The 23458-nt window shown below is 72.0% G+C and carries 21 protein-coding genes; 12 read left to right on the top strand and 9 right to left on the bottom strand.

Annotation, left to right across the window (positions count from 1 at the left end; genetic code table 11):
- Positions 1 to 110 precede the first annotated feature (110 nt).
- The gene (locus M5362_RS24775; RefSeq protein WP_260229935.1) at positions 111 to 758 is read right to left on the bottom strand and encodes a TetR/AcrR family transcriptional regulator; all 648 of its coding nucleotides are present in this window, start codon (positions 756 to 758) and stop codon (positions 111 to 113) included.
- A 239-nt stretch (positions 759 to 997) separates the two neighbouring features.
- Here M5362_RS24775 and M5362_RS24770 point away from each other — a divergent pair, with 239 nt between their 5' ends.
- A complete protein-coding gene (locus M5362_RS24770) occupies positions 998 to 2056 on the top strand; it encodes a VOC family protein (protein ID WP_374214521.1) in 1059 nt (352 codons plus the stop codon).
- Positions 2057 to 2159: 103 nt separating this feature from the next.
- Complete coding sequence (locus M5362_RS24765) at positions 2160 to 4565, top strand: PQQ-binding-like beta-propeller repeat protein (protein ID WP_260229934.1); 2406 nt, start codon at positions 2160 to 2162, stop codon at positions 4563 to 4565.
- Positions 4566 to 4648: 83 nt separating this feature from the next.
- On the opposite strand, the gene M5362_RS24760 is transcribed toward M5362_RS24765, so the two are convergent.
- Positions 4649 to 5281: a hypothetical protein gene (locus tag M5362_RS24760; protein ID WP_260229933.1), complete on the bottom strand. Its 633-nt coding sequence runs from the start codon at positions 5279 to 5281 to the stop codon at positions 4649 to 4651.
- Between the two features lie 105 nt (positions 5282 to 5386).
- Between M5362_RS24760 and M5362_RS24755 the strand changes: the two genes are divergently transcribed.
- Both M5362_RS24755 and M5362_RS24750 read left to right on the top strand, forming a co-directional pair.
- Entirely contained in the window at positions 5387 to 5953 is a 567-nt protein-coding gene (locus tag M5362_RS24755; protein ID WP_260229932.1) for a hypothetical protein, read from the top strand.
- Positions 5954 to 6028: 75 nt separating this feature from the next.
- Positions 6029 to 6547, top strand: coding sequence for a hypothetical protein (locus M5362_RS24750; protein WP_260229931.1), 519 nt, complete (start codon positions 6029 to 6031; stop codon positions 6545 to 6547).
- Between the two features lie 23 nt (positions 6548 to 6570).
- Here M5362_RS24750 and M5362_RS24745 read toward each other — a convergent pair whose 3' ends face one another.
- The 3 genes from M5362_RS24745 to M5362_RS24735 are packed head-to-tail and all read right to left on the bottom strand — an operon-like array spanning position 6571 to position 8932.
- Positions 6571 to 7347, bottom strand: coding sequence for an enoyl-CoA hydratase/isomerase family protein (locus tag M5362_RS24745; RefSeq protein WP_260229930.1), 777 nt, complete (start codon positions 7345 to 7347; stop codon positions 6571 to 6573).
- Positions 7344 to 7769: a Zn-ribbon domain-containing OB-fold protein gene (locus M5362_RS24740; RefSeq protein WP_260229929.1), complete on the bottom strand. Its 426-nt coding sequence runs from the start codon at positions 7767 to 7769 to the stop codon at positions 7344 to 7346. Before M5362_RS24740 ends, M5362_RS24745 begins: the two co-directional genes overlap by 4 nt.
- Positions 7770 to 7783: 14 nt before the next feature.
- On the bottom strand, positions 7784 to 8932 hold the full coding sequence (locus M5362_RS24735) for a lipid-transfer protein (RefSeq protein ID WP_260229928.1): 1149 nt from the start codon (positions 8930 to 8932) through the stop codon (positions 7784 to 7786).
- A gap of 109 nt (positions 8933 to 9041) precedes the next feature.
- Here M5362_RS24735 and M5362_RS24730 point away from each other — a divergent pair, with 109 nt between their 5' ends.
- Complete coding sequence (locus M5362_RS24730) at positions 9042 to 10592, top strand: FadD3 family acyl-CoA ligase (RefSeq protein WP_260229927.1); 1551 nt, start codon at positions 9042 to 9044, stop codon at positions 10590 to 10592.
- Between the two features lie 90 nt (positions 10593 to 10682).
- Complete coding sequence (locus M5362_RS24725) at positions 10683 to 11333, top strand: hypothetical protein (protein ID WP_260229926.1); 651 nt, start codon at positions 10683 to 10685, stop codon at positions 11331 to 11333.
- A gap of 239 nt (positions 11334 to 11572) precedes the next feature.
- Here the strand turns inward: M5362_RS24725 and M5362_RS24720 are convergent, their stop codons facing one another.
- Together M5362_RS24720 and M5362_RS24715 are read right to left on the bottom strand one after the other, a co-directional pair.
- Positions 11573 to 11782, bottom strand: coding sequence for a hypothetical protein (locus M5362_RS24720; RefSeq protein WP_260229925.1), 210 nt, complete (start codon positions 11780 to 11782; stop codon positions 11573 to 11575).
- A 203-nt stretch (positions 11783 to 11985) separates the two neighbouring features.
- Positions 11986 to 14949 (bottom strand): BTAD domain-containing putative transcriptional regulator, encoded by a 2964-nt coding sequence (locus M5362_RS24715; protein WP_260229924.1) that lies wholly within the window; start codon positions 14947 to 14949, stop codon positions 11986 to 11988.
- Positions 14950 to 15104: 155 nt separating this feature from the next.
- Here M5362_RS24715 and M5362_RS24710 point away from each other — a divergent pair, with 155 nt between their 5' ends.
- Complete coding sequence (locus tag M5362_RS24710; RefSeq protein WP_260229923.1) at positions 15105 to 16322, top strand: amidohydrolase family protein; 1218 nt, start codon at positions 15105 to 15107, stop codon at positions 16320 to 16322.
- A 36-nt stretch (positions 16323 to 16358) separates the two neighbouring features.
- On the opposite strand, the gene M5362_RS24705 is transcribed toward M5362_RS24710, so the two are convergent.
- Positions 16359 to 16769: a PIN domain-containing protein gene (locus M5362_RS24705; protein ID WP_260229922.1), complete on the bottom strand. Its 411-nt coding sequence runs from the start codon at positions 16767 to 16769 to the stop codon at positions 16359 to 16361.
- Positions 16766 to 16987, bottom strand: coding sequence for a type II toxin-antitoxin system VapB family antitoxin (locus M5362_RS24700; RefSeq protein ID WP_260229921.1), 222 nt, complete (start codon positions 16985 to 16987; stop codon positions 16766 to 16768). Before M5362_RS24700 ends, M5362_RS24705 begins: the two co-directional genes overlap by 4 nt.
- Positions 16988 to 17157: 170 nt before the next feature.
- Between M5362_RS24700 and M5362_RS24695 the strand changes: the two genes are divergently transcribed.
- From M5362_RS24695 to M5362_RS24675, 5 genes are all read left to right on the top strand, one after another.
- A complete protein-coding gene (locus M5362_RS24695) occupies positions 17158 to 18078 on the top strand; it encodes a TIGR03619 family F420-dependent LLM class oxidoreductase (RefSeq protein WP_260229920.1) in 921 nt (306 codons plus the stop codon).
- Between the two features lie 13 nt (positions 18079 to 18091).
- Entirely contained in the window at positions 18092 to 18853 is a 762-nt protein-coding gene (locus tag M5362_RS24690; protein WP_260229919.1) for an SDR family NAD(P)-dependent oxidoreductase, read from the top strand.
- Between the two features lie 108 nt (positions 18854 to 18961).
- Positions 18962 to 20086, top strand: coding sequence for an LLM class flavin-dependent oxidoreductase (locus M5362_RS24685; RefSeq protein ID WP_260229918.1), 1125 nt, complete (start codon positions 18962 to 18964; stop codon positions 20084 to 20086).
- A 143-nt stretch (positions 20087 to 20229) separates the two neighbouring features.
- The gene (locus tag M5362_RS24680) at positions 20230 to 21969 is read left to right on the top strand and encodes an amidohydrolase family protein (RefSeq protein ID WP_260229917.1); all 1740 of its coding nucleotides are present in this window, start codon (positions 20230 to 20232) and stop codon (positions 21967 to 21969) included.
- Positions 21966 to 23417, top strand: coding sequence for an aldehyde dehydrogenase family protein (locus M5362_RS24675; protein WP_260229916.1), 1452 nt, complete (start codon positions 21966 to 21968; stop codon positions 23415 to 23417). The genes M5362_RS24680 and M5362_RS24675 overlap by 4 nt, the downstream gene beginning before the upstream one ends.
- Positions 23418 to 23458 lie beyond the last annotated feature (41 nt).

Below are 23458 nucleotides of genomic sequence, written 5' to 3'. Positions count from 1 at the left end.
GATCACGCCCGCCGCCGGACAGCGGAACGCCGACGGCGGTCTCACGAAGGGACCGCCGCCGGCGCGACAGGACGGACGAGGAACGGGTGCGGGCGGGCGGGGCGTGCCGGTTACTTCGTCGGCTTCTTGCCCGTGATGCCCAGGTGCACCAACAGCGCCAGATTCGGCTTCAGTTCGGCCTGCTTCACGCCCCAGGTCTGGAAGCCCTTCTGGTGTCCGGCGACCGAGGCCAGCATCGCCACCAGGGAGCCCGCCATCGCCGCCGGGCTGACGTCCTTGTCGACCTTGCCCTTCGTCTGGAGCTCCTTCACGGTGTCCGTGAGGGAGTTGGTCACGGAGTTCAGGATCTTCATGCGGATCTTGTAGAACCGCTTGTCGCCCTCCGCGGCGCCGAGGTCCACGACCCGCAGGATCGCGTCGTGCTTGCGCCAGAAGTCCAGGAATCCCTCGACGAGTTCCTCGGAGGTCTGCCAGCCGGCCTTGCCGACCCAGGAGCGGCCGGAGACCAGTTCGGTCAACGCGGCTCCCTCCTTCGCCATTTCCTCCGCGATCTCGAGGACTGCGCCCTCGACGTCGGGGAAGTACTGGTAGAACGTCGCGGGTGAAGTGCCCGCCTTCCGGGCCACGTCGATGACCTTGACGTCCCGGTACGGCGAGGAGCTGAGCATCTCGCTGAGGCAGTCGAGCAGCTTCTGCCGCGTCGCCTGGCCGCGTCGTCCGGCCACGCGGCCGTCGACGGTGCGTACTTGTCCTGTCATGCCGTCAGCTTACCGACGGGTGATCGGCGCGCGATTCGGCCGACTGCAAATGGGGTGCACCCCTCCCCGGCGCCTTCCGGAGGGGCGGAAGACCGGCCTCCACTCGAAAAGGCTTATTAACAGCCTGTGGACAACTTCGGTGGACAACTCACGGGACGCCGGGTTCGGCGCCTCCCTATATGGCGGTATGTTCGATTATGGGGCGTGCGGGGTACGCCCCCCGGACCTAGCGTGGAGCCATGGCCGTATTCACAGAGGGCACCCCTTGCTGGGTGGAGGCGCAGCTCCCCGACCTCGAGGCTGGCAAGCGGTTCTACGGCGAGCTCTTCGGCTGGACCTTCGACCCGGACCGCGACGAGGCCCTCAGTGGCGGCAAGCGCGTCGCCGGGCTCGTACCGAAGCGGGACGGCAGGATGCCCACCACCTGGACCGTCTTCCTCGCCACCGCGAACGCGGGCACGCTCGCGGCCCGGATCAAGGCGGCCGGCGGGCAGATGATCATGGATCCGTACCCCGTGGGCCCCTTCGGTGTGCTGGCGCTCGCCGCCGATCCCGGCGGTGCGGTCTTCGGGCTGCGGCAGGCCGGTGACGACGACGGCTTCGAGAAGACGATGCTCCCCGGCTCCTTCTGCTGGATGGAGGTCTCTACGAGGGAGCCGGACGCGGTCGACACCTTCTACGCCTCCGTCTTCGGCTACCTCGGCCGTCAGGTGGACGCGGGCGAGGAGGGGCGGGAGAGCGGCTTCGACTACCGCGTCTGGTCCCCGCCCGGCTCCCGCCCCGGCGACGACACCGCGTTCGGCGGCCGGGCCGTCCTCACCGACGCGTTCCCGGCCGAGATGCCGGGGCACGTCCTCCTCTACTTCGCCGTCGCCGACTGCGACGCGGCCTGCGCGACCGCCGTCTCCCTCGGCGGCCGGGTCACCAACCCGCCCTTCGACACCCCGCACGGCCGCATCGCGGTCCTGCGCGACAACCAGGGCGCCCGGTTCGCGGTCCTGTCGGAGCCGACGGACGAGCCGACGGACGAGCCGACGGACGGGCGTGCGAACGGACCGACGGACGAGCGTGCGAACGGACCGACGGACGAGCGGACGGACGGACCAACGGACGGGCGTGCGGACGGGCGTGCGGAGGCGGCCGTCGGGGACGCATCGGGTGAGGCGTCCCGTGAGACGCCCGGTGAGACGTCCCGCGAGGCTTCCGGCCGGGCCGCGGACGTACCGGCCGTGCGCGACGCCGACGAAAGCGCCGAATCGGCCGAAAGGGCCACTGCCGCCTCCGACGAAATGCGCTGAGACACCCCGATCCGCCCCCGGGTTCGCAACCGTCGCCTCGGACAGGAAGAATCAGGGCCACGGGGCCGTATTCTCATGGCCCGTACGGGGAGGTGGCAGGCAAGTGGAGCAGCTGACGCAGCACGACCCGAGACGGATCGGGCCCTTCGAGGTGCTGGGCCGGCTCGGTGCAGGCGGCATGGGGCTGGTCTATCTCGCGCGCTCGGCGTCCGGGCGGCGCGTGGCGATCAAGACCGTGCGGACCGAGCTCGCCGAGGACCAGCTGTTCCGTGTCCGTTTCACGCGTGAGGTCGAGGCCGCGCGGGCCGTGTCCGGCTTCTACACGGCCGCCGTCGTCGACGCCGACCCGCGCGCCGCCGTGCCGTGGCTGGCCACCGCGTACGTACCCGCGCCCTCCCTCGAAGAGATAGTGAACGAGTGCGGGCCGCTGCCGGCCCAGGCCGTGCGCTGGCTGGCCGCCGGGGTCGCCGAGGCCCTGCAGTCCATCCACGGCGCGGGCCTGGTCCACCGCGACCTGAAGCCGTCCAACGTCCTCGTCGTCGAGGACGGCCCCCGGGTGATCGACTTCGGTATCGCCTCCGGGGTCTCCAACACCCGGCTGACCATGACCAACGTCGCCGTCGGCACGCCCGCGTACATGTCGCCCGAGCAGGCCCGCGACTCGCGCAGCGTCACCGGCGCCAGCGACGTCTTCTCCCTGGGCTCGATGCTGGTCTTCGCCGCCACCGGCCACGCTCCCTTCCATGGCGCGAACCCCGTCGAGACGGTGTTCATGCTGCTCAGGGAGGGTCCGGACCTGGAAGGGCTGCCGGACGAGCTGCGTCCGCTGATCGAGTCCTGTATGCAGATGGACGTCTCCCGCCGTCCCTCCCCGGCCGATCTGCAGGCCCAGCTCGCGCCCCATCTGTTCGGTCCGGGCAGCGACGACAGCGGTACGGCGTCGGCCTGGCTGCCGCAGTCCGCCACCGCCATGATCGAGACGCGCCGCGGCGGCCGTCCGAGCCCTCCGCCGCCCCCGGTCGCTCCGCCCGCCCCGCCGCGCCCGCCCCGCCAGGCCCCGGAGTGGGGCGGCGATCCGCGTCCGGGCCAGGGCGCCGACCCGCGTCCGGGTCACGGCGGCGGCCGGCACGCCGCTCCCGCGGAGGCCGGTCCCGTACGGCTGGCCGGTGCCGCGGTCCCGATCGGCCCGGGCCCCCGGGTCGCCGACACCCGCGCCGCGCTCGGCCCGATCGCCGACGCGGGCACGGCCACCGGCTGGATCCGCCCGCCCGGCGGCGGTGTCAACGGCACCGAACCCGGCCCTCCGCCGGGCTCCCGCCCGCTGTCCGTACCCGCCCCGGCCCCGGAGGCCACGCCCGAGCCCTCGCACTGGCGGCCCTGGCGCTTCCGGATGTCGAACGACGTCTGGGGCACCCCGGTCGTCGCCGGCGACCTGCTCTACGTGACCTCGTTCGAGGTGCACGCCCTGGACGTGGCCAGTGGCCGCCGCCAGTTCAAGACGCGGGACGTCGCCTGGTCGATGGCGGTGGCCCAGGGCCGCATCCACGCCTCCGACGGACCGACGCTCTACGCGCTGGACGCGACCGACGGCAGTGAGCGCTGGCGGCTCCAGACGGACGCCTGGGTGTACTCCCTCAAGGTCGACCGGGGCACGGTCGTCACCGGCACCCGGGGCGGCGGGGTGCAGGCCTGGGAGGCCTCCAACGGCGCCAAGCTGTGGGAGATCACCGGCGCGCAGACCGACTTCGAGACCCCGGAGGCGGGGCCCGCCGTGCACGGCGACACGGTGTACGTGTGGCGCGACGCCCGGCTCCAGGCGCTGGACGCCCGTACGGGTGCGGAGCGCTGGTCGTACCCGGTCGGCGACGCCGCCTCGTGCGGCAACGTGCCGGTGCGGGTGGCTCCGGCGGAGGACGGCTGCGTGTACGTGGCGGCGGGGACGCGCGTGCTGTCGGTCGACATCGCGGGCGGTCATGTCCGCTGGCACTTCGAGGCGCCCGCCGTCTTCCTCTCGCCGCCGGCCTTCGCGCCCGGGCCCGCCGTCACGGGCGGCGGGGTCTATCTCGCCGACTACCTGGGCACGGTGTACGCGCTGGACGCGACCACGGGGCAGGACCGCTGGCGGATCGCGACCGAGTCCCGCCAGTCGATCGAGCCGGTCCTCGTCGTCGACGGCAACGTGCACGTGGGCAGCGGCAGTGCGCTGTACACGCTCGACGCGGTCACGGGGACGCCGAAGTGGCGGTTCGCGGCGGGCGGTGAGCTGACCGGTACGCCGGTCGTGGCCGACGGCCGGGTGCACTTCGGTTCGGCGGACCACGTCCTGTACACGCTGGACGCGACGGGCGGCCAGCTGCGCTGGAAGCTCGCGACGGGCGGCGAGATCACGGGTTCGCCGGTGGCACGGGGCGGGGTCGTGTACGCGTGCAGCAAGGACCGCTGCGTGTACGCGCTGGACGCGGTGAAGGGCACGGCGACGGGCCGGGGGGCATCGGCGCCGAGGCCGTGAGCCGTGGCGGGTGGGTGTGAGCGTGAGCCCGTGCCGGGCGCGCAAGTCGTGGCCCGGGCGCGCGTGAGCCGTGCCGCTTCGGGTCAGGCGCGGTGGTTCGGGGGCGGCTCGCGGTTCTGGTCCCAGGGCGGGACGTCCATGGTCCGTGTGGGGGGTGCGCCGTAGGGGTCGTCCGGTGTCGGGTACGTGGGCTGTGTCGGCCGGTCGGGGTCCACGGGCTCCCCGGGCCGCGTGGGATCCGTCGGCTCCGCGGGCTCCGTGCGCCGGTGCCGCGGCCCGTCGAGGGGCAGGCTGCGCGAGCGGGTGCGGCGGCCGGACATGACCAGCGAGGCCAGAAGGAGCAGGGCCCCGCCTCCGAGGGCGCTCGCGACGCCGTCCCCGAGCCCCGTACCGTCGCCGCCGACCGTCAGTCCGCCCTCGACCTGGCCGACGCGCACCATCCACAGAACGGTGAAGCCGAGCACGGTCAGCCCGGCGAGGGCGACCAGCAGGCGGGAGCGGAACACCACGCCCACGAGGGTGACGACGGCGGCGAAGGCGAACGGCAGCAGGATGGATCCGATCACGTCCGCCTTGACGTCGGTGATGCCGCCGAACAGGTCCTGGATGCGGTACTCGCTGCCGTGACGGCCGTCGTACCAGGCACGGAAGGGGCTCCAGACGGCGGCCGTCGCTCCGGCGAGGGCCAGGACCGAGCCGATGACGTTGCGGACCATCGATCGGCCTCCTTACGGTCCGGCTCTCGCTGTCGACGCTACGCCGGGTGCGGGGGCCCCGCCACGCGGCGCTAGTGTGGCGCGGACACGACAGGAAGGCCGGGAATGGCAACGGGGACGGCGCGCCGGAGGGGCATCAGGCTCGCGGCGACGCTCGCAGTGGTGGTGCTCGCGCTGACGGGATTCCAGACGAGCAGCGGCGGCAAGGGCGGCAGCGGCAAGAGCCGGAGCAGCGGCTCCGACGGAGGCGGCTGCTCCAGCTCCAAGAAGAAGAACAACGACTACGACCACGACGACTACGACGGCGGTGGCTCGGGCGGCAGCGACTACACCACCGCGCCGGCCACGCCGAGTGTCTCGGCCTCGCCCACGTCGACCGTGCACGTGTCGGTCGTCGACTGCGTCAAGCCCGCGCAGAAGAAGCGGAAGGGCAAGCCCGCCCGTAAGGCGGACACGACGGCCACGCTGCGGATCACCTCGATCGAGGACTTCACCGAGACGTTCAAGGTCGAGGTGGCCTTCGAGGGCTCCGGTGGCGTGGAGGTCGACGAGGCGGTGAAGACCGTGACGGTCGAGTCGGGCGAGACGAAGACCTTCGAGGTGGCGATGGAGTCGCCGAAGGCGGTCGGCCGGGTCACCTCGTGTGCGATCGCGAGCGTCTCCGTCCAGTAGGGTGACGTGCGCTCGTCAAGACGGGCGTATCCACTCGGCTCATCAGTACTCTGCACACTCAACGGGGGTTGAAGCGTGAAGCTTCGTCATGTCCGTGCCATCGCTGTCTTCGGAATCGCCCTGGTCGCGCTCACCGGCGCCCGCGGTTCCCACGGCGCCAGCTGCGGCTCCAGCAGCTCCAGCGGCTCCAGCTCCAGCAGCGGTGGCTCCGACGGATCCAGCTCCACCAGCGGTGGTTCCGACGGCAGCAGCTCCAGCAGCGGCGGCGTGACCGTCGGCGGCGCCGGCGGTTCGTCGAAGAACAAGGCCCAGCGCGACGTCCGCATCGACGAGTGCAAGCTCAGCACCGACCGCAAGAACCTGGTCGCCAAGGTGACGATCACCAACAGCGACTCCTCGGCGTACCTCTACGACGTCTCCCTGCAGTTCAAGGGGGACTCGACCGCCGCCGTCGCGATGGCGAACGTCACCGACCTGCGCGTCGAGGCCGGCGCCTCGACGTCGGCCGAGGCGACCACCTCGTACACCGGCACCGGCGACGGCTCCGAGTACACCGAGTGCGTCGTGGTCGACGCCGACCGCGTCATCGGCTGACCAGGGCTGTCGCAGGGCCAGGGCTATCGCAGCCGGAAGCCCTCGCCCCCGCCCCGCCCTCCGAACACCTCCGCCTGTCGCTCCGGCGGCAGGTTCCCCAGCGTGACGAGGTGCGGCGCGTGGGCGAGGGCCTGTGCCCTCGCCGCCTCCTTGGCCGACCAGAGCGCCCGGACGGTGCCCTGGACCGCCCCGGTCGGGTACGCGGCGATGACGGCGGCGGCCCGGCGGGCGGCGTCCAGCGCCCCGCCGGGCTCCGTCAGCTCGGAGACGAGCCCCGTCTCGTACGCCCGGCGGGCCGAAATCCGCTCGGCGGTCCCCATCAGCGCCATGCGCGCGACCTCCCCGAAGGGCATCTTCTGCGCCATGTGGATGGTCTCGAAGGCGCTGACCATCCCGTAGGTGGTGTGCGGGTCGAAGAAGGCGGCGTCCTCACCGGCGACGAGGAACTCGGCCTCGCCGAGGAGGTAGAACGCCCCGCCGCAGGCCATGCCCTCCACGGCGGCGACGACCGGTTTCCACAGGTCGTTCGCCTTGGGGCCGATGGCGATCAGCGGGTCGTCGATCGTGTACGGGGACGACGGCTGGGGGACCTCGGCCGCGCGGTCGATGCCGGTGCAGAAGGCCCGGGTGCCGGCGCCGGTGACGACGACGGCCCGCACCTCGTCCTCGTAACGGAACTCCCGCCAGGTCTCGGCCAGTCGCCGGGCCATGTCCAGCGTGATCGCGTTGTGCTTCCCGGGCCGGTCGAGGGTGACGGTCGCGACGCCGGTCTCCTTGTCGCGTACGACGGTGATCGTCATCCGCGCTCCAGGAGCCAGCGCGGCACGGTCATGCCGTCGATCTCGGTGAACGCCACCCGTACAGCAGCCCCGATCCTCAGCCGTGCCGGGTCGACCGAGTCGAGCGCCGCCTCGGGGGTGGCGACGACGTTGCCGACGAGCCGGATGCGGGGCGCCTCGGCGAGTTCGACGACGACGGCGTTGTACGGGGCCTGGGCGGCGTAGTCGGGCAGAAGCGGCGGGTGGGGCAGGACGTACGACCAGATCCGGCCGCGCCCGGACATCAGGCGCCATTCGGCGGCGAAGGACTGGCAGTGCGGGCAGCAGGGCCGGGGCGGGAAGCGCAGCTCGCCGCAGTCGGCGCAGCCCTGGATCCTCAGTTCGCCCCGGGCGGTGTACTCCCAGAAGGGGGCGCCGTCCTCGTCGACGACAGGTGTCAGCATGTCTACTCAACTCCTCAGGCTCGAAGCAGGATCGCCGAGGTGGGGACGCCTTCGCCGGCGGTGACGAGGCAGGTGGAGGCGTTCGGGACCTGGGCGGTGGAGGTGCCGCGGAGCTGCTTCACGCCCTCGTTGACGAGGTTGAAGCCATGGACGTACGCCTCGCTGAGTCCGCCGCCGCCGGTGTTGATCGGCAGCCGTCCGCCGATCTCCAGCGCGCCACCCTCGGTGAACGCGGCGCCCTCGCCGCGGTCGCAGAATCCGTACCCCTCCAGGGAGAGCGGGATGAGCGGGGTGAACGCGTCGTAGATCTGGGCGACATCGACGTCCTGGGGGCCGAAGTCGGCCTGTTTCCAGAGGTGTCGGGCCGCGGTCCAGGCGGGTCCGGTGAGCGGGTCGTCGTTCCAGTAGTTGACCATCCCGTGGTGCTGGGCGGGCAGCCCCTGGGCGGCGGAGTGGATGTACACGGGCTTGTGCCGGCAGTCGCGGGCCCGCTCGGCGCTCACGATGACGCACGCCAGCGCCCCGTCGGTCTCCAGGCAGTTGTCGAAGAGGCAGAGCGGTTCGCTGATCCAGCGGGCGGTCATGTACATCTCGCGGGTCAGCGGCCGTTCGTACATCATCGCGGCCGGGTTCTGGTTGGCGCGGTTGCGGCAGGCGAGGGCGACGTTGAAGAGGTGGTCGCGGGTGGCGCCGTACTCGTGCATGTAGCGGCGGGCCAGCATGCCGATCTCGTCGGTGGGACGCAGGAGTCCGAAGGGGCGGGTCCACTGGCCGGGGGTGGCGAGCTGGGCCGTGGTGTTGGTCCAGGGGCGGGGGCCGCTGCCGCGTTTGCGCGACCGCCAGGCGACGCCGACGCTCGCCTGCCCGGTGGCGACGGCGGCGGCGAGATGGCCGAGGGTGGCGCACGAGCCCCCGCCGCCGTAGCCGACCTTGGAGAAGAAGGTGACGTCACCGGCGCCGATGGCCTTGGCGACCTCGACCTCGTCGGTCTCCTCCATCGTGTACGAGGCGAAGCCGTCGACCTCGGAGGGGGCGATGCCGGCGTCGTCGAGGGCGGCGAGGATCGCGCGGCAGGCGAGCGTCTTCTCGGACTCGGCGAGCCGTTTGGCGAACGGTGTCTGTCCGATCCCGACGATGGCCGTGGCGTCCTTGAGCACGGGCAACCTCCCCGATCGTGAGCGGCAGCCTGAGCTGCTGCGGCTGCTGACAGCGCGTCAGGGTACAGCTAATCTGACGGTTAGTCAGCTACGGGTGCGGCGGGAGGGGCGACACATGCGCGGTGACCGGGAATGGGGCTCGATAGCCGGACTGGTGCGGTCGGCGGCCGAACGGTACGGGACGGCCGAGGCGGTCGTCGACGGCCGCACCCGCGTCTCGTACGAGGAGCTGGGCGAGCGCGTCGAACGCGCCGCGGCGGCCTGTCTCGCGGCGGGGATGGAGCCCGGCGACCGGGTCGGGATCTGGGCGCCGAACACCCTGGACTGGATCGTCTCCGCGCTCGGGGCGGTGACGGCCGGGGCGGTGCTCGTCCCGCTGAACACCCGCTTCAAGGGCACCGAGGCGGCGCACGTGCTCTCCCGGTCCCGGGCCAGGCTCCTCTTCGTCACCGGGACGTTCCTGGGGACCTCGTACGTCGCGTCCCTGCGCCGCGCCGGAGTGGAACTCCCGGACCTGGAGCGGGTGGTGGTGCTCGCGGACGCCGCGCCCGAGGAGTACACGACCTGGAAGGACTTCCTCGCGGAGGGGGAGTCCGTCTCGACGGCGGAGGTGCGGGCCCGGGCCGACGCGATCGACTCCGCCGCCCCCTCGGACATCATCTACACCTCCGGGACGACGGGCGCCCCGAAGGGCGCGGTGATCACGCACGCCCAGACCCTGCGCTGCTACGGGATCTGGTCGGAGCTCGCGGGGCTGCGGGAGGGCGACCGCTATCTGATCGTGAACCCGTTCTTCCACACCTTCGGCTACAAGGCCGGGATCATCGCCTGTCTGATGCGCGGGGCGGTGATGGTCCCGCAGCCCGTCTTCAACGTGGACACCGCCCTCGCGAACATCGCCGCCGAACGCATCTCGGTCCTGCCCGGCCCGCCGACCCTGCACCAGTCGCTCCTGGACCACCCCGCCCGCTCCTCCTACGACCTCTCCGCCCTGCGGCTCGTGGTCACGGGCGCCGCCGTCGTACCCCTGCGGCTGGTCGAGCGGCTGCGCACCGAGCTGGGGGTCGGCACGGTCCTCACGGCGTACGGCCTCTCCGAGGCGAGCGGCATCGTCACCATGTGCCGCAGGGGCGACCCGGCGGACGTCGTCGCGACCACCTCGGGGCGCCCGATCCCCGGCACGGAGGTCCGGCTCTCGGCGGCGGGCGAGGTCCTGGTGCGCGGCCACCACGTCATGAGCGGCTACTTCGAGGACGAGGCGGCCACGGCGGAGGCCGTCGACGCGGACGGCTGGCTGCACACGGGCGACGTGGGCGTCCTGGACGAGGCGGGCAACCTGCGGATCACGGACCGCATCAAGGACATGTTCATCGTCGGAGGCTTCAACGCCTATCCGGCGGAGATCGAGCAACTCCTGGGCCTGCACCCGGACATCGCCGACGTCGCGGTCGTCGGGGTCCCCGACCGGCGGCTGGGGGAGGTCGGGAAGGCGTTCGCGGTCCGGCGGCCGGGGGCGAGGGTCACGGCGGACGACCTGATCGCGTGGGCGCGCAGGGAGATGGCGAACTTCAAGGTGCCGAGGGAGGTGGAGTTCGTGGGGGAGCTGCCGAGGAACGCGAGCGGGAAGGTGGTGAAGGGGGTGCTGAGGTCACAACATCGTCGCTGACCGCCGGAATGCCGGCTTCAGCGCGGGCGTGCCCGGAACAATCCTCCACGCACTGCGTCCTCTTGCCCACGTCTCCCTCTGGAGCAGCCGGTGTCGTCTCCCGAACTCCCCATATCCCTGACCCCGCAGCAGGCGGCGACGGGCGTGACCCTCACCCTCACCCTGCCGACCGGACCCGCCCACATCCGGATCCCTCCGTGCCGGAACGGCGACCTGATCCCGGCGCAGGTGGGCAACGGCACGGTGCTGCTGCGCATCCAGGTCACGGGCCCCGCGCAGCCCCCGCGCAGGTCGAGCCCGTGGGGCTGCCTGGTGACGCTCGGCGTGATCGGCGCGGTGATCGCGGCGATCGTCCTGACGAACGACGGCGACGACGAGGCTCCCACGGCCGGCTCGCCGACGGTCCCGGTCACGACGTCCGCGTTCCCGACGACGGCCCCGCCCCCCGCCCCGACGACGGAGGCGCCGCCGGACCCGTACACGAAGGGCACCTGCCTCAACGGCACGCTCCCGGACTCCACGACGGCGCAGAGCGTGAGCGACATCGACGAGGTGGAGTGCTCGGCGTCGGACGCGCACTACCGGGTCATCCAGACGTTCCCACTGACCTCGGACCTGAACCGCTGCAACGCCAACCCGAAGACCCAGTACGCCTTCTCGCACCGCTACACGATCAACGGGGCGACGGTGAACGAGTACGTGTACTGCCTGGTGGGCCTGGGCTCGTACGCGCGGGGGTGACGGTCCGCGAAACGGAGGAGGGGCCGGGCGATCGCCCGGCCCCTCCGTTGTGCTGTCCGGTCATGGCGCGCGCCGCGCCCTGTCCGCCGAGGTCCCCCCGGCTCCGGCGGACGTCCCCCGAGCGCGTGCGCTGCTCACTTCCGGACGGTCCCGGCCCCGGCGGCTCCCCCGATGGCGTCGCCGCGGCCGTCCCCCGATGGCGAGCCGGCCCCGTTTCCCCCGTGGGCCGGCTCAGCTCTTTACTTGAGCGGCTCGCCCGTGGCGTGGGAGTCGAGCGGCTTGACGGGCTTGATGGGCTCGCTCGTGGCGTGCGAGTCCAGGGTCGTGATGTCCCCGCCGGTCGCGTGGGAGTCGAGCGGCTTGATCGGTGCGCCCGTGGCGTGCGAGTCCATGGTGGCGATGTCCTCGCCGGTGGCGTGGGAGTCCGTGGGCTTGATGTTGTCGGCCATGGAGCCAGCTCCTGAAGTCGTTGGGCACTGTGGGACTGATACGTCCGCCCGGCGATTCCCCCGTTGGACCGCCGGGCGGACGGCCAGGGCCGATCACCTTAACGGTGGGGCCTCGTGTCGAACCGTCTGCCCCCCGACGCGACGGATCGATACGTACGAGAGTGCCGTGCGGCGATAAACGATTGATGAACGCCCAGTCCGGGTCAGGCGACCGCCGCCGGACGGAGCAGGACACGCACGTCGTCGGCCTCCGGGGAACCGAGGGCCTCGAACGCCGTGAGCGCCTCGTTCCAGCACACGCGCGCCCGGTCCGTCTGCCCCAGGGCGGCGAGGCTGCGGCCGAGCACGGTCAGGACGCCCGCGCGGCGCCAGTCGCCGCCGATGCCGTGCAGCACCGACAGCGCCTGCTCGGCGCTTGCCGCGGCCGCCGCGTGCCTGCGGTCGACGATGTGGACCTCGGCGAGCCGGAACAGGGTCATGCCGTGCCACAGGTGCTGTCGGCTCTCCTGGAAGACGCTGAGCGCCTCGGTGAGGACCGCACGGGCCCGGGTGGTCTGCCCGGACGCCGTCAGGGCGAGCCCGAGGGCGTACTTGCCGTTGGCGAGACGCAGGGCGAGCCCGGTGTCCGCCTCCTCGTAGATGGCGATGCCCTGCGACGCCAGGTCCACGGCGCTCGCGACACGTCCGGTGGCCAGGTGCACGCGCGACAGGTTGCACAGCGCGCTCGCCTCGCCGGGCTTGTTCGCGTCGGCCCGGAACGCGTCCCGTGCCCGCGAGAGATGGATCTCCGCGTCGACGTGACGGTTCTCGTAGAGCGCGAGGATGCCCCGCTCGTTGGGCGCGTTCCCGCACGTCCACGGATCTCCGGCCGCCCGGCCGAGGTCCATGGCGAACCGGGCCTCCTCGTCGGCCTCGTCGAACCGCCCCGCGGTGCTGTACACCTGGGTGAGCGTGGTCCGTGCGCGACCCTCGGAGCGGGCGTCGCCGAGGGAGCGGGCCGCGTCCCGGGCGGCCACGGCCACCACCTCGTACCGGAGGGCGTTGACGCCCGATTCGGCGAGGTCCTTCGTCGCCATCAGCAGGTCGACCGCCCGGCGCAGGGATCGCCGGGCCAGGGACTGCTGGGCGCAGGCCAGTACGCAGTCGGCCTCGGCGTGCAGCCAGTCGAGGGCCTGGGCGTGGTCGGAGAACTCGAGGCCCGAGTGGTGGGTGGCCTCCAGGTGAGCGACGGTCCGGTCCCCCGGACGCTCGATCGCGTACACCCGTGCCGCCGTCGACAGGTAGAAGTCGAGCAGCCGCGACAGCGCCAGTTCCCGTTCCACCGGCGGCTGTTCGTCCCGTTCCGCGCACGCACGCGCGTAGAGGCGCACCAGGTCGTGGTAGCGGTAGCGGCCCGGGGCCGCGGATTCCAGGAGGGAGGTGTCGACCAGGGCCTCCAGGAGGTCCTCCGTCGCGTGGGGGTCCAGGTCGAGGACGGCCGCGGCCGCCGCCAGGGAGATGTCCGGGCCGTCCGCCAGGCCCAGGAGGCGGAAGGCGCGGGCCTGGGCCGGCTCCAGTTGGCCGTAGCCGAGTTCGAAGGTGGCCTTGACCGCGAGGTCGCCGGCCTGGAGCTCGTCCAGGCGGCGGCGCTCGTCGGCGAGCTTGGCCGCCAGGACCGCCACCGTCCAGGTGCGGCGCGCCGCCAGGCGCGAGGCGGCGATGCGGATCGCCAGCGGGAGGAAGCCGCAGGCGGCGACCACGTCCAGGGCCGCCTTCCGTTCCGCCGAGACACGCTCCTCGCCGACGATCCGGGTGAAGAGCTGGAGCGCCTCCTCCGGGGACATCACGTCCAGGTCCACCAGGTGCGCCCCCGCCAGGTCCACCATCCGGATCCGGCTGGTCACCAGCGCCGCGCAGCCCGCCGTGCCCGGCAGGAGGGGGCGGATCTGGGCCGCGTCCCGGGCGTTGTCGAGCAGGACGAGGACCCGGCGGCCGTCCAGTGTCGAGCGGTACAGCGCGGCCCGTTCGTCCAGCGAGTCGGGGATCGCGGAGTCGGGCGTGCCGAGGGCCCGCAGGAACGCGCCGAGGACCGTCTCGGGTGCCGCCGACCGGGCGCCCGCGCCCTGGAGGTCGACGTAGAGCTGCCCGTCGGGGAAGTGCGGCCGTGCCTCGTGCGCCACGTGCACGGCGAGCGTCGTCTTGCCGACGCCGCCGATGCCCGCGAGCGCCGACACGGCCATCACGGACCCCTCCGCCGTGGCCAGCCGGGTGCCCAGCTCGCGTACGAAGGCGCTGCGGCCGGTGAAGTCGGGGACCGTGGCCGGGAGCTGCGCGGGCCGGGACACCACGGGCGCGGGGGCCGACTCCTCGACCGGGCGGGCCAGTTCGGCGTCCGCCTGGAGGATTCGCTGCTGGAGCCGGGAGAGTTCGGGGTTCGGGTCGACGCCGAGCTCGTCGGCGAGGAGCCGGCGGGTGTCCGCGTAGACCGCGAGCGCCTCGGCCTGCCGGCCGCTGCGGTAGAGGGCCAGCATGAGCAGTTCGCGCAGCCGCTCGCGCAGCGGGTGCGCGGCCGTGAGCGCGGTCAGCTCGGAGACGGCCTCCGCGTGCGCCCCGGCCTCCAGGTCCATGTCGAGCCGGGTCTCCAGGAGCTGGAGCCGCCACTCCTCCAGGCGGACCCGCTGGGTCTCGGCGTACGGCCCCGGTACGGAGGCCAGTGCCTCGCCGTCCCAGAGCCCGAGGGCCTTGTTCAGCCGGGACCGGGCCGCGGCGCGGTCGCCCGCGCCTCGCAGTTTGTCGGCCTCGGCGGCGAGGTCCTGGGCGACGTTCAGGTCGAGCGCCCCGGCGTCGGCGGTACGGATGGCGTAGCCGCCCGACTCGCTGACCAGGACTCCCGCGTCGAGGATCTTGCGCAGGCGCGAGGCGTACGTCCGTACCGCGGCGAGGGCCTGCGAGGGCGGCTCCTCGCCCCAGATGGCGTCGATCAGCTCGGCGGCCGTGGCGGTGCGCCCGTCGCGCAGCAGCAGTGCGGCGAGCAGGGCCCGCTGCTGCGGGGAGCCGGAGGGGAGGGCGGTGCCTTCGCGCCAGGCGCGTACCGGGCCGAGCACACCGAAGCGCAGGTCGTCCGGGCGGACGCGACCTGTCAGCGGAGCTCGCTGCTCCGGAACGTGCGGGCCGTTCTCACGGTCCATAGCTCCCCCTGCCGTACCGCTGGTTTCGCCCAAGACAGTCTGCCTTGTCCGGAGGGGGCGCGTCAGCATCGGGTGACTGTCTGCACAAGTCCTGCCACATGATTCGGCCGACCAAGGAGCTGACGGACCGTCAGATCAACGCTACCGTGAAACGCATGGAGACCTTTCCGAAGATCATCTCGGTGGACGACCACACCGTGGAGCCGCCTCACGTCTGGCGGGACCGGCTCCCGTCCAGGTACCGCGACACCGGACCGCGGATCGTCCGGGCGCCCCTGAAGGAAATGACCTTCCTCGGGGGGAAGTTCGCGCCCGTCATGGGCGCCAAGGGCGACGACGGGCCGATCGGCGACTGGTGGGTGTACGAGGACCTGCACCGGCCGCTCACCCGGCTCGACACCGCCGTCGGCTACGACCGGGACGAGATCAGGCTGGAGGTCATCACCTACGAGCAGATGCGCCCCGGCTCGTACAGCGTGCCCGACCGGCTGGCCGACATGGACGTCAACCACGTCCAGTCCGCGCTCTGCTTCCCCACCTTCCCGCGCTTCTGCGGGCAGACCTTCACCGAGGCGGGCGACCGCGAGCTCGGCCTCCTCGGCGTCCGCGCGTACAACGACTGGATGGTGGAGGAGTGGTGCGGCCCGGAGGCACGGGGCCGGCTGATCCCGCTCACCCTCATACCCCTGTGGGACGCCGAGCTCGCCGCCGAGGAGGTGCGGCGCAACGCCGCCCGCGGGGTCCGTGCCGTCGCCTTCTCCGAGATCCCGCCGCACCTCGGGCTGCCGTCGATCCACACCGACTACTGGGACCCGTTCCTGCGTGCCTGCGACGAGACGGGCACCGTCGTCGCCATGCACATCGGCTCCTCCAGCCGGATGCCGTCCACCTCCGCCGACGCCCCGCCCGCCGTCGGCTCCACCATCACCTTCGCCAACTGCTGCTTCTCGATGGTGGACTGGCTGATGAGCGGCAAGTTCGAGCGCTTCCCCCGCCTGAAGATCATGTACGCGGAAGGACAGATCGGCTGGATCCCGTACATCCTGGAGCGCGCCGACGTGGTCTGGGAGGAGAACCGCGGCTGGGGCGGCGTCGCCGACAAGGTGCTGCGCCCTCCGTCGGAGCTCTTCGCCGAGCACGTCCACGGCTGCTTCTTCGACGACGCCTTCGGTCTGAAGAACCTCGACGCGATCGGCGTCGGCAACGTCCTGTACGAGACCGACTACCCCCACTCCGACTCCACCTGGCCCAAGTCGCGGGAGGTCGGTGAGGCGCAGATGGGCCATCTGGCGCCGGACGTCGTCGAGCGGATCGTGCGCGGCAACGCGATCGAGCTGCTCGGGCTGACGCCGGACGGGCTCTGGGTGCCGTAGGGAGGCTGCTCCCGGAGCGGCGGTCTCTCACGGTCCCTATGGGACGTCGTTGACGTTGTGCTCGCTGAGATCGGCCGTGTGCCGGGCAACCGTGCGGTAGTCGGCGTCGTCGTGGAGGACGGTCAGTCCGTGATGGGCCGCCGTGGCGGCGATGAGCAGGTCGATGGCCGAGGCGCTCCTGTGCTCCCCGGCCCTCGCCATCCGATGCTGTACGGAGCCGATCCAGCGTCCCGCGTTCTTGGGTACCGCCACGTCGGGGTAGAGGTCGGTGAACATCTCCGTGATCTCGTCGTACTCCCGAGCGTTTCGAGCGCTGTGCAGGAACTCGGTGCGCTGCGGATAGCAGGATGCGATCGCCTCGGCGTCGACGGCGTCCCACCAGGCCGACTGGAGCGTGGGGTCGCCGAGCAGCCGGACGAGGCCGGAGGTGTCGAGCAGGTAGATCAACGACTGCCCTTCTCGGCCTGGTGCAGCCGCTCGGCGTCCTCGACCGCGCCCCACTTGCGTGCGCGCTCGAAGTGGCGGCCGATTCGTGCCGCACGCTCCCGGCGGTCGGCGTAGAACCGGAGGGCGAGGTTGACGGCCTCCTTCTTGGTCCTGGCCTCGGACAGCGCCATCACTCGTTGCAGCGCGTCATCGTCTAGGTCGATCTGCGTGACGGCCATGCCGCACCTCCCGCAATGTTGGCCATGTACAAAGAATCATACGTCACCAACATCAAGATCCGCGACTCCGTGCCCGCCCCTTGTTCCGGCGCAGCCCTTGTCTGATGGCGGGTGTGCCCCGACTATGGGTCCCTTCAGTCTCTGACGGTCCGTCAGTTAAGGGGTCCACCATGGTGGTCTACGGGATGCAGCTCCCGGTCCAGTCGCAGAGCACCCTCTACGCCGAGCCCTGGGAGGCCGCCGCCGGCCCCGCCGAACTGGTGGAGATCGCCCGCGTCGCCGACCGCACCGGCTTCGACTACATCGCGAGCTGCGATCACGTCGCCATCCCGCGCCGGCTCGCCGGCCCCATGAGCACCGTCTGGTACGACCCGGTCGCCACGCTCTCCTTCCTGGCCGCCGCCACCGAGCGCGTACGGCTGCTCTCGCACGTCGCCGTCGTCGGCCTGCGCCACCCGCTGGTCACCGCCAAGGCGTACGCGACCCTCGACCACCTCTCCGGCGGCCGCCTGGTCCTCGGGGTCGGGGCGGGCCACGTCCGGGAGGAGTTCGAGGCCGTCGGGGCCGACTTCGACGGGCGCGGGGGCGTCCTCGACGAGACCGTCGACGCGCTCCGGGCGGCCCTCGGACCGGAGGAGTACCCGGAGCACGCGGGTGAACGCTTCGCCTTCAAGGACCTCGGGCAGCTGCCACGGCCCGCCCAGGAGCGGGTGCCGGTCTGGGTCGGCGGCTCCTCGCCTGCCGCCGTGCGCCGGGCCGCGCTCAAGGGGGACGGCTGGCTGCCGCAGGGCGACCCCAGGGAGAAGCTGGCCGCGCAGATCGCCCGGCTCACGCGGCTGCGGGCCGAGGCCGGGATCGCGGACCCGATCACCGTCGGGGCGATCACCGAGGCGCTGTACGTCGGTGAGCCCGGCTGGGAGGTCGGCCGGCGCACGCTGGCGGGCAAGCCGGAGGCCCTCGCCGAGTCGCTGAACGCCTACGGCGGGATGGGCGTGCACCAGATACAGGTCCGGTTCCGCTCCCGGAGCCGTACCGAACTCACCGATCAGATGGCGGCGTTCGCCGCCGAGGTCGCCCCCCACCTGAGCTGAGGAGTGGACGGACATGGGCAAGCTGGACGGGCGGGTCGTCGTCGTCACGGGCGCGGCGCGCGGACAGGGCGAGCAGGAGGCGCGGCTCTTCGCCGCCGAGGGGGCCCGGGTCGTTCTCGCCGACGTGCTGGACGCCCCCGGTGAGGCGCTGGCGAAGGAGCTGGGCGAGGACCGGGCGGTCTACGTCCACCTCGACGTCACGCAGGAGGAAGACTGGGCGGCGGCGGTCGCCGTCGCCAAGGAGCGTTTCGGGCGGATCGACGGCCTGGTGAACAACGCGGGGATCCTGCGCTTCAACGAGCTGGTCTCCACGCCCCTGGAGGAGTTCCAGGCGATCGTCTCGGTCAACCAGGTCGGCTGCTTCCTGGGGATCCGTACCGTCGCGCCCGAGATCGAGGCGGCCGGCGGGGGCACGATCGTCAACACCGCCTCGTACACGGGTCTGACGGGCATGGCGGGCGTCGGCGCCTACGCCGCGACCAAGCACGCCGTGCTCGGGCTGACCCGGGTCGCGGCCGTGGAGCTCGCGGCCAGGGGGATCCGGGTCAACGCGGTCTGCCCGGGAGCGATCGACACCCCGATGAGCAACCCGGAGGGGGTCGACCCGGAGGCGACGGCCGGGCTGTACCGGCAGCTCGTGCCGATGGGACGGATCGGGAGGCCCGAGGAGGTAGCGGCGCTCGCGCTCTTCCTGACCGCCGACGACTCCTCGTACATCACCGGGCAGCCGTTCGTCATCGACGGAGGCTGGCTGGCGGGCGTCAAGCTGTTCTGACCGTTCCTGACGCTCCATCAGGTATTGACGCACCTGCCCCGCGGTGCGAGAGTCGGGCACATCGAGAATCTGACGGTACGTCAGAAACAACGAGGACGGTGAACCCCCTTGGAATTCGGGATCTTCGTACAGGGATACGTCGGCAAGCGCGCCGAGACCGATCCCGAGGCCGAGCACAAGGCACTGATGGAGGAGACCGAGTACGTCATCCAGGCGGACAAGTCCGGGTTCAAGTACGCCTGGGCCTCCGAGCACCACTTCCTGGAGGAGTACTCGCACCTCTCGGCCAACGACGTCTACCTCGGCTACCTCGCCCACGCCACCGAGCGGATCCACCTCGGCTCCGGCATCTTCAACCCCCTCGCGCCGGTGAACCACCCGGTCAAGGTCGCCGAGAAGGTCGCCATGCTCGACCATCTCTCCCAGGGCCGCTTCGAGTTCGGCTCGGGGCGCGGGGCGGGCTCCCACGAGATCCTCGGGTTCATGCCGGGCATCACCGACATGAACTTCACGAAGGAGATCTGGGAGGAGACCATCGCCGAGTTCCCCAAGATGTGGCTCCAGGACGAGTACGCCGGCTTCCAGGGCAAGCACTGGTCCCTGCCGCCGCGCAAGGTCCTGCCCAAGCCGTACGGGAAGTCCCACCCGGCCATGTGGTACGCCGCCGGCTCGCCGTCCTCGTACGCGATGGCGGGGAAGAAGGGGCTCGGCGTCCTCGGCTTCAGCGTGCAGAAGGTCTCCGACATGGAGTGGGTCGTCGAGTCCTACAAGGAGGCCATCAAGGAGGCCAAGGCGGTCGGCGACTTCGTCAACGACAACGTCATGGTCACCTCCACCGCGATCTGCGCCGAGACGCACGAGAAGGCCGTCGAGATCGCGGTGGGCGGCGGGCTCAACTACCTGCAGTCGCTGCTCTTCCGCTACCACGACACCTTCCCGCGCCCCGAGGGCATCCCGGAGTGGCCGGAGCTCCTCCCCGAGTACAGCGCGGAGATCATCGAACTCCTCATCGCGGAGGAGCTGATGATCTGCGGCGACCCGGAGGAGGTGCTGCGCCAGTGCAAGCGCTGGGACCAGGCGGGCGCGGACCAGCTCTCCTTCGGGCTGCCGATCGGGATCTCGTACGAGGACACGATGAACTCGATCAAGCTGATCGGTGAGCACGTGATCCCCAAGATCGACACGGATCCCGTCCACCGCACCACCCGCTTCCGCCAGGCCGCGGGGGAGTAGGGGCAGGCCCCCGTACCGGGGCGGTGTCTTCCCGGACCACCGCCCCGCACCGGCCCCGGTCGGGGGCGCGGCAGCCGCGGCCGGCTGCCCCGTCCCGGGCCGGGGCCCGTCCATGTGCCGAGGACCGTGCTGAAGGGAACGTCATGCTCGACCACCTGATCAAGGGCGCCACCGTCGTCGACGGCACCGGTGCCCCCGCCCGTACCGCCGACGTCGGCCTCCGCGACGGGCGGATCGTCGTCGTCGCGGAACCCGGGGGCGTCCAGGAGGACGCCCGTACCACCGAGGACGCCACGGGGCTCGTCCTCGTCCCCGGCTTCGTCGACCCCCACACCCACTACGACGCCCAGCTCTTCTGGGACCCCTTCGCCACCCCTTCCATGAACCACGGCGTCACCACCGTCGCAGGCGGCAACTGCGGCTTCACGCTCGCGCCGCTCCACCCCGGGCGGCCCGAGGACGCCGACTACACGCGCCGCATGATGTCCAAGGTCGAGGGCATGGCCCTCAAGGCCCTGGAGGAGGGCGTCGACTGGAGCTGGTCCTCCTTCGGCGAATACCTCGACGCCCTCGAAGGGCGGATCGCCGTCAACGCGGGCTTCATGGTCGGACACTGCGCCCTGCGCCGGTACGTGATGGGCGCCGAGGCCGTCGGCGGACAGCCCACGCCCGAGCAGCTCGACCGGATGACGGAGCTGCTCCACGAGGCGATGGACGCCGGCGCCTGGGGCCTGTCCACCACCCAGTCGTCGACCCACTCCGACGGCGACGGCGCCCCCGTCGCCTCCCGGCACGCCACGCCCGCCGAGCTGATCGCGCTCTCCAGGGCCGTCGGCGAGCACGAGGGCACCCAGCTCGAAGCGATCCTCGCCGGCTGCCTCGACCAGTTCTCCGACGACGAGATCGACCTCTTCGTCGACATGACGGCGGCCGCCGGCCGGCCCCTGAACTGGAACGTCCTCACCATCGACGCCACCGTCCCCGAACGCGTCCCGCGCCAGCTCCTCGCCTCCGAACGGGCCCGCAAGTCCGGCGGCCGGATCGTCGCGCTCACCATGCCGATCCTGACCCCCATGAACATGTCGCTCGGTACGTTCTGCGCCCTCAACCTCATCCCCGGATGGGGCGAGATCCTGGCCCTGCCCGTCCCCGAGCGGATCGCGAAGCTGCGCGACGCGGACGTCCGGGCCGAGATGCTGCGCCGCGCCGACTCCAAGGAGGCCGGTGTCTTCCGCCGCCTCGCCCACTTCGGCCGCTACGTCATCGGCGACACCTACAGCCGGGAGAACGAAGGTCTCACCGGGCGGGTCGTCAACGACATCGCCGCCGAACGCGGCCAGGACCCCTTCCAGTGCCTCGTCGAGATCTGCGCCAACGACGACCTGCGGACCGTGCTCTGGCCCATGCCCACCGACAACGACCCGGCCTCCTGGGCGCTGCGCCGGGAGACCTGGGAGCACGAGGACGTGATGCTCGGCGGCTCCGACGCCGGCGCGCACCTGGACCGCATGTGCGGCGCCCCGTACACCACCCGCTTCCTCGGCGACTGTCTGCGCGGCCGCAGGCTGGTCCCGCTGGAACAGGCGGTGAAGATGCTCACCGACGACCCGGCCCGGCTCTTCGGACTGCGCGAGCGCGGGCGGGTCGCGGAGGGCTTCCACGCCGACCTGGTCCTCTTCGACCCCGAGCGGATCGACGCCGGCCCGGCGACCCTGGTGCACGACCTGCCGGGGGAGAGCCCCCGGCTCGACTCGCGGGCGATCGGCATCGTCTCCGTCCGCGTCAACGGCGTGGAGACCATCCGCGACGACGAGGTGACCGGCGCGATCCCCGGCAGGGTGCTGCGCTCCGGCCGCGACACGAGGACGGTGTCCACACGGTGACGCAGCGACTCTTCATCGGCGGGGAGTGGGTCGAGCCCGAGGGCGGGCACTACGAGGTGGTCAACCCGGCCACCGAGGAGGTCGTCGGACTCGCGCCCGAGGCCTCCCGCGGCCAGGTGTACGAGGCGGCGGCCGCCGCCCGGGAGGCGTTCGCGACCTGGTCCCGTACGAAACCGGAGGAGCGCGCCGCGATCCTCGACCGGGCAGCGGAGCTGATGGCCCGCGACGCCGACGCGCACACGGTCCTCGCGCAGGCCGAGACCGGCGCCACCACCGGGACGGCGCGGGGCATGCAGGTCGCCGTCGGCTCCTCCCGGTTCCGGAGATACGCGCGCGGCGCCCTGGAGCCGGTCGAGCAGGCGCTGCCCCCGCAGATCAACGAGGCCGGACCGATGGGGAAGGCAGGGGTCTTCGGCGCGGTCGCGGTACGCCGCCCGGTCGGGGTGGTCACCTGCATCACCTCGTACAACAACCCCTGGGCCAATCCGGCCGGCAAGATCGCCCCGGCGCTCGCCATGGGCAACACGGTGGTGGTGAAGCCCGCCCCGCAGGACCCGCTCTCGGTCTTCGCGATGACCCGGGCCCTGGAGGAGGCGGGGGTCCCGGCGGGCGTCGTCAACGTCGTCACGGGCAGGAGCACCGCCGTCGGCGAGGCGGCCGTCGACGCGCCCGAGGTCGACATGGTCTCCTTCACCGGCTCCACGGCCGTCGGGCAGCGGATCGGCGAGGTCTGCGGCCGGGCCCTGAAGCGGCAGCTGATGGAGCTGGGCGGGAAGGGCGCGGCCCTGGTCCTCGACGACGCCGACCTCGACTCGGCGGTGATGGGGATCGGCACCACCTTCTCCTTCTACAGCGGACAGATCTGTACGGCCCCGACGCGGGTGCTCGCCCAGCGCGGGATCTACGAGCAGCTGATCGAGAGGCTCACCGGCTATCTGGCCTTCATGAAGGTCGGGGACCCGACGGCCCCGGGCACGGTGGTCGGCCCGGTGATCTCGGCGGCCCACCGCGACCGGGTGGAGGCCTACGTCGAGCTGGGGCGGAAGGAGGGCGCGCGGGTCGTCGCGGGCGGCGAGCGCCCGCCGATGGAGCGCGGCTTCTACGTGGCGCCGACGCTGCTCGCGGAGTGCACGAACGACATGCGGGTGGTCCGGGAGGAGATCTTCGGCCCGGTCGTCGTGGTCGTCCCCTTCGACGACGAGGAGGAGGGGATCGCGCTGGCGAACGACAGCGACTACGGGCTCCTCGACTACGTGTGGTCGGGGGACGTGGCCCGCGCGTTCCGTATCGCGGCCCGGCTGAGGGCGGGCGGGGTCGGGGTGAACACCATCGGACGGAACATGGAGGCGCCGTTCGGCGGGTTCAAGAAGAGCGGTGTGGGGCGGGACGTGGGGTCCTACGCCCTCCACGCGTACAGCGAGACGCAGGCGCTGGTCTGGCCCGGCTGACCTTCCCCGGCACGGCTCGGAAAATACTTCGGGAAAATTTG

The organism is Streptomyces sp. Je 1-79, assembly GCF_025195125.1.
Taxonomy (GTDB): Bacteria; Actinomycetota; Actinomycetes; order Streptomycetales; family Streptomycetaceae; genus Streptomyces.
The sequence above is the reverse complement of the archived record's forward strand: the minus strand, read 5'-3'. Positions and strand labels throughout refer to the sequence as shown.